This window comes from Streptomyces longispororuber, from assembly GCF_024448165.1.
In the GTDB taxonomy this organism is placed as follows: domain Bacteria; phylum Actinomycetota; class Actinomycetes; order Streptomycetales; family Streptomycetaceae; genus Streptomyces; species Streptomyces longispororuber_A.
This window is the reverse complement of sequence record NZ_JAMOLN010000075.1, coordinates 26,842-41,651: the sequence shown is the minus strand read 5'-3', so window position 1 is coordinate 41,651 and position 14,810 is coordinate 26,842. Positions and strand designations below refer to the sequence as shown.

15 protein-coding genes are annotated in these 14,810 nt (G+C 73.7%); 10 read left to right on the top strand and 5 right to left on the bottom strand.

Translation table 11 applies throughout. From position 1 onward, the window contains the following. The 4 genes from M4J07_RS21665 to M4J07_RS21650 form a co-directional block, all read left to right on the top strand. Positions 1 to 289 (top strand): GNAT family N-acetyltransferase (locus M4J07_RS21665; RefSeq protein ID WP_305127990.1); only part of this gene is annotated, 289 nt, incomplete at its 5' end. A gap of 103 nt (positions 290 to 392) precedes the next feature. Next, the gene (locus M4J07_RS21660; protein ID WP_255974400.1) at positions 393 to 869 is read left to right on the top strand and encodes a helix-turn-helix domain-containing protein; all 477 of its coding nucleotides are present in this window, start codon (positions 393 to 395) and stop codon (positions 867 to 869) included. A gap of 149 nt (positions 870 to 1,018) precedes the next feature. Continuing rightward, positions 1,019 to 1,903, top strand: a complete 885-nt coding sequence (locus tag M4J07_RS21655; RefSeq protein WP_255974398.1) for an aldo/keto reductase — start codon at positions 1,019 to 1,021, stop codon at positions 1,901 to 1,903. Positions 1,904 to 1,964: 61 nt separating this feature from the next. After that, a complete protein-coding gene (locus M4J07_RS21650; protein ID WP_255974396.1) occupies positions 1,965 to 2,579 on the top strand; it encodes a hypothetical protein in 615 nt (204 codons plus the stop codon). Here M4J07_RS21650 and M4J07_RS21645 read toward each other — a convergent pair. Next, a complete protein-coding gene (locus M4J07_RS21645) occupies positions 2,473 to 3,456 on the bottom strand; it encodes a LuxR family transcriptional regulator (RefSeq protein ID WP_255974394.1) in 984 nt (327 codons plus the stop codon). The genes M4J07_RS21650 and M4J07_RS21645 overlap by 107 nt on opposite strands. A gap of 143 nt (positions 3,457 to 3,599) precedes the next feature. Between M4J07_RS21645 and M4J07_RS21640 the strand changes: the two genes are divergently transcribed. Both M4J07_RS21640 and M4J07_RS21635 read left to right on the top strand, forming a co-directional pair. Next, positions 3,600 to 5,012: an aminopeptidase P family protein gene (locus M4J07_RS21640; RefSeq protein WP_255974392.1), complete on the top strand. Its 1,413-nt coding sequence runs from the start codon at positions 3,600 to 3,602 to the stop codon at positions 5,010 to 5,012. Between the two features lie 48 nt (positions 5,013 to 5,060). After that, complete coding sequence (locus M4J07_RS21635; RefSeq protein ID WP_255974390.1) at positions 5,061 to 5,441, top strand: nuclear transport factor 2 family protein; 381 nt, start codon at positions 5,061 to 5,063, stop codon at positions 5,439 to 5,441. A gap of 33 nt (positions 5,442 to 5,474) precedes the next feature. Here the strand turns inward: M4J07_RS21635 and M4J07_RS21630 are convergent, their stop codons facing one another. Next, positions 5,475 to 6,566, bottom strand: a complete 1,092-nt coding sequence (locus M4J07_RS21630) for a sensor histidine kinase (RefSeq protein ID WP_255974388.1) — start codon at positions 6,564 to 6,566, stop codon at positions 5,475 to 5,477. After that, positions 6,559 to 7,251 carry a response regulator transcription factor gene (locus M4J07_RS21625; protein ID WP_255974386.1) on the bottom strand — a complete coding sequence of 231 codons (693 nt, stop codon included), beginning with the start codon at positions 7,249 to 7,251 and terminating at the stop codon, positions 6,559 to 6,561. The genes M4J07_RS21630 and M4J07_RS21625 overlap by 8 nt, the downstream gene beginning before the upstream one ends. A gap of 87 nt (positions 7,252 to 7,338) precedes the next feature. On the opposite strand from M4J07_RS21625, the gene M4J07_RS21620 reads away from it, so the two are divergent. The 4 genes from M4J07_RS21620 (at position 7,339) to M4J07_RS21605 (ending at position 12,065) form a co-directional block, all read left to right on the top strand. Beyond that, positions 7,339 to 8,025, top strand: a complete 687-nt coding sequence (locus tag M4J07_RS21620; protein ID WP_255974384.1) for a M15 family metallopeptidase — start codon at positions 7,339 to 7,341, stop codon at positions 8,023 to 8,025. 23 nt (positions 8,026 to 8,048) lie between these two features. Next, entirely contained in the window at positions 8,049 to 9,128 is a 1,080-nt protein-coding gene (locus M4J07_RS21615) for an endonuclease/exonuclease/phosphatase family protein (RefSeq protein ID WP_305127995.1), read from the top strand. 243 nt (positions 9,129 to 9,371) lie between these two features. After that, positions 9,372 to 9,869 carry a hypothetical protein gene (locus M4J07_RS21610; RefSeq protein WP_255974380.1) on the top strand — a complete coding sequence of 166 codons (498 nt, stop codon included), beginning with the start codon at positions 9,372 to 9,374 and terminating at the stop codon, positions 9,867 to 9,869. 171 nt (positions 9,870 to 10,040) lie between these two features. Next, positions 10,041 to 12,065, top strand: a complete 2,025-nt coding sequence (locus M4J07_RS21605; protein ID WP_255974378.1) for a hypothetical protein — start codon at positions 10,041 to 10,043, stop codon at positions 12,063 to 12,065. Positions 12,066 to 12,118: 53 nt separating this feature from the next. Here the strand turns inward: M4J07_RS21605 and M4J07_RS21600 are convergent, their stop codons facing one another. Continuing rightward, positions 12,119 to 12,601: a GNAT family N-acetyltransferase gene (locus M4J07_RS21600; RefSeq protein ID WP_255974377.1), complete on the bottom strand. Its 483-nt coding sequence runs from the start codon at positions 12,599 to 12,601 to the stop codon at positions 12,119 to 12,121. A 196-nt stretch (positions 12,602 to 12,797) separates the two neighbouring features. Then, complete coding sequence (locus M4J07_RS21595) at positions 12,798 to 14,639, bottom strand: glycoside hydrolase family 3 protein (protein ID WP_255974375.1); 1,842 nt, start codon at positions 14,637 to 14,639, stop codon at positions 12,798 to 12,800. Positions 14,640 to 14,810: the final 171 nt, after the last annotated feature.

Here is a 14,810-nt window from a genome sequence, read left to right as displayed (position 1 = left end):
CTACGCGATCGAGGTCGATGGCGCCACCGCCGGCTTCACCGCCTACCGCGACCGGGACGACCGGCGGGTCTTCTTCCACACCGAGATCGACGACGCGTACGCGGGCCAGGGCCTCGCCTCGATCCTCGTCAGGGAAGCCCTGGACGACGTGCGGAGCTCCGGCAAGCGGATCGTCCCCGTCTGCCCGTACGTCGCGAAGTTCCTCAAGAAGCACGAGGAGTACGCCGACATCACCGACCCGGTCACCCCTGAGGTCCTGGAGTGGCTGGACGGCGTCCTCAAGCGCTGACCCGACCGGCCGCCGGTCCCCCCGATGGAGCCGTGGGCGAGTCCTCACGGCGGGTTCGTCGTTGAACACGTGACCATGATCAACGCGTTCGAGGAGACGGCGGATGAGCAACAGGACCAAGAAGAAGGGCCGCAGGCACCGCACGGTCAACCGCACCCCGCGGCCGGTGACCACCACGGCGGCGACCGCGGAGCGGACGACGGCACCGGTGCCGCAGCAGCAGAGCGGGCCCGACGTGGACCGGGTCCTGCGCAGACTCGGCTACGGGCGGCTGCGGGTGCCGGCTCCGGCCGCGCCCGCCCCGTACCCGGGAGAGCGTCCGGCCCCGGCGGCCCCCGCAACGCCCGCGGCCCAGGCCCCGGTTGCCCTGGGGGACCTGGGGAAGAACACGCGCCTGACCTGGCAGCGGCTCGAGCAGGCGCCCGGCGGCATGACGCTGGAGCAGATGTGTGAAGCCGTCGGCTGGACGCCGCGCACGGTCAGCCGCCACCTGAAGGCGCTGGCCGACGGCGGCCTCGCCGAACAGACGGAGGACGGACGCTGGTCGGCGGCCGCGGCCGCTCCGGCGGCGGCACGCTGACGCGCTCCGGCGACAGCGTGGGCCGGGCACCCCGGTGCCCGGCCCACGCCCGCCAGGTTTGAACCGGTCCGGCGCCGGTAACGTCGGTGGGCGTCGGCACATCCGACGTACCACCGGCCACCGCCAGACCGAGGATGAGGAAGCCCCGCATGCACACGCGCACCATCGGCAACGACACCGTCGGACGGCACGAGGTCGGGGCCGTCGGCCTGGGTCTGATGACGTTCGACCAGACCGGGCCCCAGCCGCGACAGCAGCTGCTCGACACGGTGAGTGCCGCACTGGCCGCCGGCGTCACCCTCTTCGACACCGCCGACGCCTACGGTCCCGGCAAGGAGAAGGGCGCGGGAGCGCAGGGCGAGAACGAGCAGCTGATCGCCGGCCTGCTCGACGAACTCGGCGTGCGCGACCAGGTGCTGCTCGCCACCAAGGCCGGGCACGTCCGCACCGACGGCGGCGGCTGGGACACCGACAGCTCGGCGCCGCATCTGCGCAAGTCCGTGGACGACTCGCTGCGCCGCCTCGGCGTCGAGCAGATCGCCCTGTGGCAGCACCACCGCCCCGACCCCGCCGTCCCCTACGAGGAGGTCCTCGGCACCCTCAAGGAGGTCCACGACAGCGGCAAGGTCGCGATGCTCGGCCTGTCCAACGCGAACCCCGAGCAGATCAGGCAGGCCCACGCCGTGCTCGGCACCGCGCTGGTCAGCGTCCAGAACCAGTTCTCGCCCGCCTTCCGCAGCAGCCGCCCCGAGATCGACGTCTGCGCCGAACTCGGCCTGGCCTTCCTGCCGTGGAGCCCGCTCGGCGGCCTCGACCGCGCCAAGGGCCTCGCCGACCGCCACCCCGCCTTCCGGGCCGTCGCCGACGAACTCGACGTGAGCCCCCAACAGGTCACCCTGGCCTGGGAACTCGCCCAGTCGCCCGTCGTCGTCCCGATCCCCGGGGCCAAGCGCCCGGCCTCCATCACCGACTCGGCCGCGGCCGCCGACCTCACCCTCACGCCGGAGCAACTGGCCCGCCTCGACGCGGCATGAGGCCCTGACAGCCGGGGAAAATGCGGTGCCGGTCCGGGGTGCGGCTCACTGGCGTGGCCTCATGAGCATGGACACGTGGGCGGGTGTGCGGGAGCGGGTGCGCGGGTTCGCCCGGCATCCCGGGGCGGACCGGGTCTTCGGGGCCCGCGGGCACGGCTTTCGGCTCGGACCGGTCCTCGGTGAGGAGCAACTGCTGTCCCTGGATGCCGCGCTGCAGACCGAGATCGACGTGCTCGACGCGGACGAGCCGCGGGCGGACGACTTCGCCGACGACGACGCGTACCGGCAGGCGTCCGCCGCCTGGAACGCGCGCTACGAGGAGCTGTACGACGCCCAGGAGGCGGGCGCCGTGTTCCTCGGCGAGCAGGGGTGCGGCTACACGTCGCTGCTCGTGACGACCGGCCCGCACCGCGGCGAGATCTGGGAAGACCTGCGGCCCATGGACCGGGGCATCGTGCCGACCGGGCTCGACTTCGCGCAGTGGTACCGGCGTTGGCTCGCCCGCACCGAGCAGGAGCTCGCCACGGCGCGTGCCAGGCCCTGGCCCGGGCCGGGGCTGAGGGCGAGGTTCACAGCCACCCGTTGCGCTGCGCCTGAAGGGCCATCTGGAAGCGGTTGGCGGCGCCGAGCCTGGCCATCAGGATCTGCAGGCGGCGGAAGAGAGTGCGCCGGCTGATGCCCAGCTCGTGGGCGATGACCTCGTCGCCCGCGCCGCCCGCCAGCAGCCACAGCAGTCGGCGGTCGGCGGGCGCGAGTCCGCCCGGACGGGCCGTACTGCCGTGGAACGGCAGGGCGTTGTGCCAGGACTGCTCGAACAGCGCCATGAGCGCGGAGAGCAGTCCGCACGGCTGCACGACCAGCATGGTGTTGTGCACGTCGGCTTCCTTGATGGACAACGACACCAGGGCGTACGCCTCGTCGATGATCACGAGTTTGACCGGGACCGTCGGCAGGACCCGGGCCTGCTCACCGGCGTTGACGCACGGTTCGATGACGTTCTTCAGGTGCCCCGGGTGCTCCAGCGAGGCACGGGAGTAGACGACCCGCTGCGTGACCCCGCGGGCCAGGGTGGCCAGCGCGTCGTCGGTGGCCGTGGCCAGCGGGAAGTAGGGCGGGGACTCGAACTGCCGGATCTGTTCGCGGGCGCTCGTCCAGGCCTGCCGTATGCGCGGGCCGACGGCCTCGCCGGTGACGATCTCGACGAGGCCGTCGTTGTAGGCCGCGAGCCGCTGGCGCCGGAACGACTCGAAGGCGCCGCCGACCGCGATCCGGGACTCCTCGACCTCCGCCGCGCGCCGCCGCGCCAGCGCCTCGAGACCGGCGGCGGGCGGCACCGGCGCGACCACACCGCTGTCGCCCTCGGCGGCGCTCGCCAGACCGGCGTCCACCAGCGCGTCGTACGCCGTGACCAGCGCGGCACCGTCCAGACCGGCCGCGGCCGCGATCTCGGTGAGCGGGGCGGGGGCCTTCTCCAGCAGGGCGAGATAGACCCGGACCGTCGCCCGGTCGAGGCCCAGGAGCCGCAGGGCGTCACCGAGTTTCGCGTTCGTCATGACCGCATTATCGGCCGCCCGCCGCGACCCGTCGTGTCCGATCCGTGCCACTGGCACTCATGGGCGCCGGTGGCGGGCGGGGCGGGATAGCGTCCCGACGTCGCCGACGCGCGGCGACAACCGACCCCGGGAAGGCGGACGCAGTGGCGGAAGGCCGGAAGAACGGACTGTACTCAGGGATCTCCGAGGAGCTCTCCGCGTTGATGCGGACGGGCTGGGCGGACACCGAGCGGCACGAGCTGCAGCCCGACGAGCAGGCCCCGTACGCGGCCGCCCGCCGCGCCGCGCTCTCCGCGCGCTTCCCCGGCGAGCGGCTCGTGGTCCCCTCGGGCAACCTCAAGGTCCGCTCCAACGACGACACGTACCCGTTCCGCCCGTACTCCGGCTACGTGCACATGACCGGGGACCAGGCCCGTGACGGCGCGCTCGTCCTCGAACCCCGGGCGGACGGCGGCCACGACGCCTACTGCTTCCAGCTGCCGCGCGACAGCCGCAACGACGACGAGTTCTGGACCGGCGCCCACGCCGAGCTGTGGATGGGCCGGCGCCACTCCCTCGCCGAGGCGGAGCGCGTCCTCGGCCTGCCCTGCCGCGACGTCCGCACGGCGGCCGCCGACCTCGCGGGCGGCGCGGCCGTCCCGACCCGGATCGTGCGCGGCGTCGACCCGGCCCTGGAGGCCGCCGTCAGCACCGACCCGGAGCGGGACGCCGAGCTGGAGGAGGCGCTCAGCGACCTGCGCTCCGTGAAGGACGCCTGGGAGATCGGCGAGCTGCGCAAGGCCGTCGACGCCACGGTGCGCGGCTTCACCGACGTCGTCGGAGAGCTGTCCCGGGCCGTCGCCACGTCCGAGCGCTGGATCGAGGGCACCTTCTTCCGCCGCGCCCGCCTGGAGGGCAACGCCGTCGGCTACGGCACGATCTGCGCCGCGGGCGAGCACGCCACGATCATGCACTGGACCGACAACGACGGCCCGGTGCGCCCCGGCGAACTGCTGCTGCTCGACGCCGGCGTCGAGTCGCGCACCCTCTACACCGCCGACGTCACCCGCACCCTCCCGATCGACGGCACGTTCACGCCGGTCCAGCGCAAGGTCTACGACGCGGTGTACGAGGCACAGGAGGCGGGTTTCGCGGCCGTCAAGCCGGGCGCCGCGTACCGGGACTTCCACGAGGCGGCGCAGCGGCACCTGGCGGCGCGGCTGGTCGAGTGGGGCTTCATCGAGGGCCCCGCGGAGCGCGCGTACGAGCTCGGGCTGCAGCGGCGCTTCACGATGGCCGGCACCGGCCACATGCTGGGCCTCGACGTCCACGACTGCGCGCAGGCCAGGACCGAGGAGTACGTCGACGGCGCCCTGGAGCCGGGCATGGTGCTCACCGTCGAGCCCGGTCTGTACTTCCAGCCGGACGACCTGACGGTGCCGGAGGAGTGGCGCGGCATCGGCGTCCGCATCGAGGACGACCTGCTCGTCACCGAGGACGGCCACGAGAACCTGTCGGGCGGGCTGCCGCGCTCGGCCGACGAGGTCGAGGCCTGGCTGTCCCGGCACGCGGGCTGACCGAAGGGCACTGGCGGCGCCCGCGCGGGCAACGGCATGATGGCCTTCATGGATCATGGACAAGCGCGGGCGTTCGTCGACTCCTGGGTGACGGCGTGGAACGCGCACGACCTGGAAGCCCTGCTGGCCCACTTCGCGGACGACGTCACGTTCCGGTCGCCGGTGGCCGCGCAACTCCTCGGCGGCGACGGGGTGATCCGGGGCAAGGACGGGCTGCGCGCCTACTGGACCGAGGGCCTGCGGCGGATCCCGGACCTGCGCTTCGAGGTGGTCGGGCACTACGTCGGCGTGGACTGCGTGGTCATCAACTACCGCAACCAGAAGGGCGGCCTCGTGAACGAGGTGCTGAACTTCGACGGCCCGCTGGTCGTCGAGGGCGCCGGCACCTATCTCGGCGAGGACGCCAACCCGGCCGGGGCGCGGGCGTGACCCGGCCCCCGGCCGGTCCGGCGTAGCGGCCGCTCAGGGGCCGGCGGGCCGGGCTGCCGCCGGGAGTTCCACGGTGACGCGGAGGCCGCCGGCCGGGCGCGGGGCGAGGGTGAGTGTCCCGTGGTGGGCCTGGGCGATGGTCTGCACGATGGCCAGGCCGAGGCCGACGCCCGCATGGTCGGTGCGCACGCGCTCGGTGCCGCGCCGGAACGGTTCGGCGAGCGTCGAGACCAGTTCGGGACAGAGCTTCTCGCCGGTGTTCTCGACCGTGAGCGTCACGGTTCCGGGTCCTGCCGTGGTGTCGACCCACACGGCGCCCAGGCCGGGCAGGTTGTGGACGATCGCGTTGTGCACGAGGTTCGTGGTCAGCTGCAGCAGGAGTGCCTGCGAGCCGTTCGTGCGGGCGATCTCGCCGCGGGTCTCGATGGTGACGCCCTGTTCCTCCGCGAGGGGGAGGAGGGTTTCGGTGGCCTCCTCCGCCAGGAGGGACAGGTCGACGGGTTCCGGGGTGAAGGACCGCTGCTCGGCGCGGCTGAGCAGGAGCAGTGCCTCGGTGAGGTCGATCGCCCGGGTGTTGACCACCCGGAGGCGGTCCAGGAGCCGGCCCGTGTCCTGGTCCGGGGTGGCGTGGGCGACGTCGAGGAGCGACTTCGAGATCGCGAGCGGGGTGCGCAGCTCGTGGGAGGCGTTCGCCGCGAACCGCCGCTGCTCGGCGACGTGCGCCTCCAGGCGCGCCAGCATGCCGTCGAAGGCGTCGGCGAGTTCGCGGAACTCGTCCTGGCGGCCCGGCAGCCCGATGCGATGGGCCAGCGATCCGCGGGTGGCGAGCCGGGTGGCGTGCGTAATGCGGGTGAGCGGGGCGAGCATGTGGCCCGCGAGGATCCAGCCGCCCAGGAGGCCGAGCACCAGCAGGACCGCCATGACGGCGACCGCCGCGGGCAGGAAGCCGCGCAGCAGCTCGGAGCGGACGAGGAGGTGTCCGCCGGCGACGCTGGTCACGTCGGGCAGGGAGTGCACCAGGTACCAGTACATCGCCCCGAGCAGCAGGACGCCGGCGACCATGAGGAATCCGGCGTAGCTGAGGGTGAGTCTGATCCGGACGCTCAGGCCGGGCTCCCTATCCACGGTCCTCGCTCCCGCCGGCCGCGGGCTGCGTGTCGATGCGGTAGCCGACGCCCGGCACGGTGGCGATGATCCAGGGCTCGCCGAGCCGCTTGCGCAGGGCCGAGACGGTGATGCGCACGGCGTTGGTGAACGGATCGGCGTTCTCGTCCCACGCGCGTTCCAGCAGTTCCTCGGCGCTGATGACACCGCCTTCGGCGGCGACGAGGACTTCGAGGACGGCGAACTGCTTCCTGGTCAGGGCGACGTACCGGTCGTCGCGGTAGACCTCCCTGCGGAACGGGTCGAGCCGCAGACCCGCGATCTCCCGCACGGGCGGCCGGCTGTGGGCCCGTCTGCGGTCGAGCGCCCTGAGCCTGACCACGAGTTCCTGGAGCGCGAAGGGCTTCGTGAGGTAGTCGTCCGCGCCCAGTTCGAACCCGGACACCTTGTCGTCGAGCCGGTCGGCCGCGGTGAGCATGAGGATCGGCAGGCCGCTGCCGGAGGCGACGATGCGCCGGGCGATCTCGTCACCGGACGGGCCGGGGACGTCGCGGTCGAGGACGGCGATGTCGTAACTGTTGACGCTCAGCAGTTCCAGAGCGGTGTCGCCGTCACCGGCGATGTCGGCGGCGACCGCTTCCAGGCGCAGGCCGTCGCGGATGGCTTCTGCCAGATAGGGCTCGTCCTCGACGATCAGCACACGCATGCCGTCGAGGCTACGAGCAGCCGCGTATCGTCGGCATATCGAAAACCGCATACGCGTCGGCAACAGCGCCCTCTCTTGACTGCCGGTATGACTCGAAACCCACCGTCAGCGCGGACGACGCCACGCCGGATCCGCCCGCTCCTGGTCATCGGCCTGGTGGCCGTGGTCGCGGCGATCACCGCGGTCCTCGTGCACGTGACATCGACGTCCACGTCCTCCACGGCCGCACCACCCAGGGGGACCGCCGCGGCCGAGTCGCCCCCCGGGACCGGCTCGGCGCCCTCGCCGCACACCGGACGCCGGCAGCTGGGCGGCGGGCTGGGCGAGGCGGGCGGCGCGGTGCCCGACGGCGTCACCGTCTTCGACGACACGCTCCCGGCCGTCGCCAACCTCGATCCGGATCTGCTGAAGGTCCTGCGACGGGCGGCGACGGACGCCGGGGACGACGGAGTCTCCTTCTACGTGAACAGCGGCTGGCGCTCCCCGGAGTACCAGACGGAGCTTCTGCGGAAGGCGGTCGCCACGTACGGCTCCGAGGCCGAGGCCGCCCGCTGGGTGGCCACCGCGGACACCTCGCCGCACGTGTCGGGGGACGCGGTCGACCTCGGCCGCTCCGCCGCCACGGCCTGGCTGTCCGCCCACGGCGCCGCGTACGGGCTCTGTCAGATCTACGCCAACGAACCCTGGCACTACGAACTGCGCGCCGACGCGACCGACGGCGGTTGCCCGCGCCAGTACGCCGACCCCACCCATGACCCGAGGATGCAGCAGTGACCGGCACCGAGCGAGGAACGACGATGACACCGGCGGACACGGCGGACGTCGGGCGCAGAACAGCCGGGGCCGGAGCTGCGGCAGCCGGGACCCGGCGGGCGGGCGTCCGCCGGGTGATCCGCAGGGGCACCCGGCCGGACGCCTGGAAGCGCGGCCCGGTGCTCACCGCTCTGGCGCTGCTGCTGGGCCTCCTTCTGCTGCTGCACGCGAGGATCCCGAACGGCGCCGGGAACCTCGGCAGCCTGGTGGAGACCTTCCTGCCGTGGTTCGGTCTGTTCGTGCCGCTGCTGCTGGCCGCGGCGCTGTGGCGGCGCTCCGCCTCCGCGGTGGTCGCGCTGCTGCTGCCGGTTGTGGCGTGGCTGAGCCTGTTCGGCGGGCTGCTCGGGGACAAGTCCGGGCAGGGTGGCGACCTCACCGTGGTGAGCCAGAACGTCGGCGCCGAGAACACCGACCCGGCCGGCACGGCGCGCTCCCTGGCCGCCTCCGGCGCGGACCTGGTGGCGCTGGAGGAGCTGGCCGACCGGGCCCGGGGCACGTACGAGAAGGAACTGGCCGAGGCGTACCCGCACCACACGGTGCAGGGCACGGTCGGGCTGTGGAGCAGGCTTCCGCTGTCGGACACCGAGCCGGTCGACATCAAGACGGACGTCGGCCCGCTGGGCGACACCAAGCCGGACGCCGTGAAACTGGTCGACAACCGGGCGCTGCGCACCACGGTGGCCACGGAGCACGGGCCGCTGGCGGTGTACGTCGCCCACCTCGGATCGGTCCGGGTGACTCCGCGGACGGGCTTCTGGACGGAGACCAGGGACCGCAACGCGGCGGCGCTGGCGGAGGCCGTCGCCGCCGAGAAGAACGAGCGGGTGGTGCTGCTCGGCGATCTGAACGGCACCACGGACGACCGTGCCTTCGACGGCCTCACCTCGCGGCTGCGCTCGGTCCAGGACGCGGCCGGGGACGGCTTCGGCTTCAGCTGGCCGGCGACGTTCCCGGTGGCCCGGATCGACCAGATCCTGGTCCGCGGGGTCGAGCCGGTGAGCTCGTCGGTGCTGCCGTCGAACGGCAGTGACCACCGCCCGGTGGCGGCGGCGTTGGACTGGTGAACGTGCTCTGAACCAGCCGTGAATCAAGGGGAGTTGTGAAGCCACCCCGCCTCTGCGCAGGCAGGCTTGTTTTGTTCGTAGCGTGTCAATAAGGGGTGGCCTGTGGGTTGTTGTCTCGAGGGCGTCGTGCCTCAATGGGCCCGCCATCGCCACTGACGGACCGTCAGAGATGGTGTGCCCCGCACGACACCGCACGACGATCCCCACGGGCACGACCTTCCCCCACATGAAGGGCAACCCCCCATGAGACACGGCATCCTTTCCTCCCGGCGCGGCCCCCGACGGCTCGGGCTGTGCGCCGCTCTCGGCGCGGGCGCGGCCGCCACGGGCGTGCTCGCCCTGGCGCCCGCCGCCGGCGCCGTCGCACCCCAGAGCGCCACCATCTCCTTCGACTGCGGTACCTGGGGTTCCGGCAGCGCCACGCTGACCGCCACCCAGAACGGCACCGCGGCCACCATCGAGGTGTCCACCTCCGCCATCACCGCGCCCATCGACGTGGCCGCGGGCTCGGTGAACTCCACGCTCGCCCTGACCAACCACGGGGCGGGCGAGGTCACGTTCACCGGCAACTCCAACCCCGCGATCCCCGCGGGCAGCGCGGTCTCCACCGGCCCGCTCAACGGGACCGTCGCGGCCGGCGACAGCCTGGAGGCCACCTCGCTGACCGTGGTGGTGTTCGGCATCACCGCGAGCTGCACCGCCACGTCCGCGCAGGCGCCCGGCCCGTTCGTGTTCGACTGAGCCGGACCTCCCGGCCGGGGGCGTCGGCGTCAGCGGACGCCCCCGGCCACCTGCCCGGCACGGAAGGGACAATTCGCGCTTACGCTCCCTCAGGGGGGCGATATGCGGGTCCGTGCGAGGGCTGCGGGGCGGTGGCGGCCGTTCCTGGCAGCAGGCGGAGGGGCGCTGGCCGTGGCCGGCGCCTTTCCCTGGTGGGTCGGGCAGGACGAGGGCGGCGCCGGTGGATTCGGCACCGCACCCTGGTGGTTGCGGGTGCCGCTCGCGGTGGCCGGGGTGGTGCTGCTCGTCGGAGTGGTGGAGCGCCGGCGGCGCTACGTCACGGCGGCGGCCGGCGTCGCGACGGCCGTCGCCGTCGGCGGGGCGCTCAGGTTCGTGCTGTGGAGCCGGGCCGACGAGATCGCCGACGCGCGGGCCGCCGACCGGGCCGCCGCGTCGTCGGGCGCGTGGTGGATGGGGCCGGTCGACCGGGAACTGCACGCCCTCCTGACCGCCTGGCCGACCGCGGCGAGCCTCGCGGTGGCCCTGGCGGCAGCCGGGGTGGCGGTGATCGCGCTGGTGTCGGCGTCCGGGGCGTGGCCCGAGCCCCACGGCGAGCAACCGGCCGCTTCCGAGCGGCAGCCGAGGGCGGCACGGCCCCGCGGCGTCATGTACGGCGCGGTGGCCGGGATCGTGGTGGGTGTGCTGCTGGCCGAGGCGAGCGTCCTCGGGGCCCAGCAGATCCGCGCGACCCGCACGGACGCCCTGGGCCCCTGGTGGAGCGAGTACACCGCGTCGCGGCCCGTACCCGCCGACAAGCTCCATCGGGGCGCACGGCGCCTGACCGAGGCGGACCGGGCGAACAGCGCGAACAAGAGCGGCGACGGGGACGCCAGGGGAGCCGCCGAGCCCGGACTCCCCACCCGGCCCGAACACGTCGCCTGGCGGCGGACGTTCCGTGGCCCCACCGCCCTGAGCACCTGCGCCCACGACGGGCACGCACGCGCGACACTCGTCGCCCTGGAGCGCACTCGAGCCAAGGCTACGGTCACCGGCCACGACACCCGTGACGGCAGCCGCCGCTGGGCCTTCACCGTGCGCCTGGGAAAGCGGACGGAACTCGGGCAGGTGGCGGTCAGCGCGGGCTGCTCGGTGTTCGTGCTGATCGGGTCGGTGCTCATCGGCATCGACACGTACACGGGCCGGGCCCACGGCGGCACCGTGCTGCCGAAGCCCGGCCGGGACGGCTGGCGATTCGTCACCTCCTACCGCCAGGCCGACCGGCCGCCCGCCCTGGTGACGCTGCCGGCCGCCGACCTCCTGCACGTGGCCGCCGCCGAGGCCGGTGTCGTCGCCGTCCGGCGCGCGGACGTCCACCCGCTGGCCTGGGGGGTCGGCCGGGCCTACTGCTCCTACCTCGTCGACTACGGGGGACCCGGCTCGCCGGGCACCCTGTTCGCCGGCGGGTGCGGAGCGGGCGACGTCCTGGTGCCCCTCCCCGACGTCTCCCGGCTCGACCGGCCGGAGCGCGCCGTCGACTACCGCTCCCCGGTCCTGCCCCCGCTGTTCGCGGACGCCGACATGACGGTGTCCGGCCCCGCCGGGTGCCGGGACGGGGACGTCGAGCGCATCCGCTCCTACGGCCACCACGTGTTCCTGACCGGGAGTTGGGCCTGCGGCAGGACCGGGCGCAGGACCACCGCGAACCGGCGCCTCGACCTGACCCGGCCCGACCCCGACGCCGACCGCTTCGCGCCGTGGCGGCGCCGGGCGCCCGGAGAGGTGCCCGTACTGCCGATCGCCGAGGCCAAGTACGACGACGTGGCGGCGGTCGGCGACGGGGTCGGGCTCGGGTCCGGGGAGGCCGAGAACCACTGGAGGGGACGGGTGACCGTCCGCGCGGGCGAGCGGATCGTCGCGCTCGCCGGACCCCGCGACAGGGCGGGCGACGGGGACGCGCTGCTCGCCCTGGGCGCCTCGGGTCGCCTGACCTCCGTGACGTACCACGTCGACGCGGAGACGACCGACGACGGCCCCTCGCTGACGACCCGCCTCGAAGCAGGCCCCACGAGCGAGATCGCCCGCGAGGAATGCGACGGCACGCGGAGCCTGCTCGCCGACACGACCACCGCGACGGCGCTGGTGCTGTGCCGGGACGGCGAGGACAGCACGCGGGTCGTCGCCGTGGTGGACGAGCGGCGGGGCGGGCGCCGGAAGTGACCGCAGGCACGGAGCGACCCTGACGGAGCATCACCTGGTGTACGGCCAGGCGTTCACAGCTCGCGGAAGTAGACCGCGACCGGGAGCGGAGTGCATCCGAGCCGTTCATAGAGGGCCCGGGCCGGGGCGTGGAAGGCGTCGCCGCCGGTACCGATCTCGACCGCCTCCGCGCCGCCTTCCCGCATGTGCGCGAAGGCGTGCTCGCAGAGCCCGGTGCCCACGTGGTGCCGCCGGTGGCCGTCCGCGACCGCGAGGAGCACCACCGTGCCCTTCCGGCCGGCGGGGTCGACGGTCCACGCCACGTAGCCCGCGATGGCGTCGTCGACCAGGGCGACGGCGACGTGGGCGTGCCGTTCGGGTGCGTGGAGCCCGGCGACCTGGGTGCGGTAGTCGTCGCGCCAGTTGCCGTGCTGGACGGCGAAGACGGTCTCTCCCACCAGGGGGCGGAAGGAGTCCTCGTAGAACGGCCGGAACGTCTCGATGGTCAGGTCGGTGAGGGGGGTCAGGTCGTGCGGGGTGTACGCGCGAATGAGCATGGGAGTGCGCCTTTCGGGCTGGGGCCTGGGATCCGGTGGGCCCTGGTCGACCAGGGCGTCGGGTCGGCCCGCTCACGGCCGGGGACCGGCGGTGAGCCGGGCCCTCAGCGGCGGGTACGTCCGGCGGCGTAACACTCCATGGCGCGCATCGTAGCCCTGTCGGCGGACCGGCGGGACCGGTCGGGCGCGCGCGGATTCAGTACCGCAGGCCGTGCCCCACGGGATACAGAACCCGCGACGGATCGTCGGCCGCCGGGACGGCCACGGGGAGGCGTCCGCGCGGGCCGTGCTCGCCGAGGATCACCTGCACCGCGTGGTCGAGGTTGCCGGTGCCCGTGCCGTACGTCGCGAGGTACAGCGGCGCGGAGGGGAAGCGGTTGATGTCGTACGGGTTGCGCACCCCGATCACGACGACCGGTCGGCTCGTCGACAACAGGGCCTCGATCAAGGTCACTTGGGCGACGCCGTTCTCCTCCTTGCCGGCCAGGGCCAGACAGCTGGCGACGACCACGAGGTCCGCGGACGCCGCGGCGCGCACCGCCGCGTCCGTCGCCGCCCGGTCCGGTACGGCGCCGGTCGCGAGCGCGGTCGTGGTGTGGCCGCGCGCGCCGAACGAGGCGTCCAGGTGGGTCACCGCGGTGGCGTCCCAGCCGGTGACCAGCACGCTCCGGGCGCCGGGGGCGAGGGGGAGCGCGGAGCCCTCGTTCCTGATCAGGGTGGTGCTGCGGCCGGTGATCGCGTCGGCGGCGGCCAGGAACGCCGGTGAGCCGACGACGCGTTCGGCTCGCGCCTCGCTGCTCCGGACGTGGCGCAGGCCGTGGCGGATCTTGTGACTGAGGATGCGGAAGACCGAGGCGTCGAGCCGGGACTCGGGGATCTCTCCGGACCGTACGGCGGCGAGGACGGCCGCGTGGGCGCGCGGCAGGTCGGGGGAGAGGACGAGCATGTCGACGCCCGCGCCGATCGCGGTGACGGCGGCCTTGTCCGGCGGGTAGGCGGCGCTGGCGCCCTGCATGTCGAGCGCGTCGGTGACGATCAGTCCGTCGAAGCCCAGCTCCTCGCGGAGCAGGCCCGTGACGACGGCCCGGGACATGGTGGCCGGCGCGAGGGAGGGATCGAGCGCGGGGACACTGATGTGCGCGGTCATGACGATGTCGACGCCCGCGGCGACGGCCGCGCGGAACGGCGGCAGATCGATGGCGTCGAGCTGGGCCCGGCTGTGGGTGATCCGGGGCAGCCCGACGTGGCTGTCGGTGTCCGTGTCCCCGTGGCCGGGGAAGTGCTTGACGGTGGCGGCGACCCCGCCGTGGTGCAGCCCGCGGACGGCGGCCCGGACGAAGGCGGACACGGCCCGTGGCTCCGAGCCGAACGAGCGGACCCCGATCACCGGATTGGCCGGATCGACGTTCACGTCGGCCACCGGCGCGTGGTCGGCGGTGATGCCGCAGGCGTGCAGTTCGGCACCGGTGATCCGGTACGCGCGGTGGGCGTCCGCCGGTGACCAGGTGGCGCCCAGGGCCATGTTGCCGGGCTGGGGCGTGGCGGGCGGGGTGGGCATCCGGGAGACGGCGCCGCCCTCCTGGTCCACCGAGATGATCAACGGGATGCCCGCGACACCGGTGGACGCCTCCTGCAACCCGTTGGAGAGGCGCGCGAGTTGGCCCGGTGAGCGGAGGTTGTCGTCGCCCCGGGCGGAGAAGTAGATCACTCCGCCCGGGGCGAAGGCGCGGACCGCCTCGGCGGGCGTGGCGACCCCGTAACGCTGCTGGTTGAGCGCCGCGGCCGCCTCGTCCACGTGGAAGGCGTCCTGGCCCGCCACCTCGATGACGAAGAGCTGGCCTACCTTCTGCTCCAGCGTCATCCGGCCGGCGAGCGCACGGGCGGTGTCACGGACGGCAGCGGCGGCGGAGGGCGACCCGACGCCGCTCAACGCCCAAGCGGCACCGGCCAGTCCGGCCAGAGCGTGCCTGCGGGACGTCATCCGGGAACCTGAGGGCTGCGTGGCGATGGACCGCTCCTTGCCGACGAGAACAAACACGGACGAATCACCGCACTCTACTGAGCGATGCGACACCTGCCGCGAAAGGCGCCCCGCCCGGCGAGGCATCCCGTGGTGCGGCTCGGTGGCCCCTTCGCTGCCGATGCCCCGGACGCGGCGGGCGCGGGAGAGGTGCGAGAGAGGTGCGAGAGAGGCGTGGGAGAGGGGCGG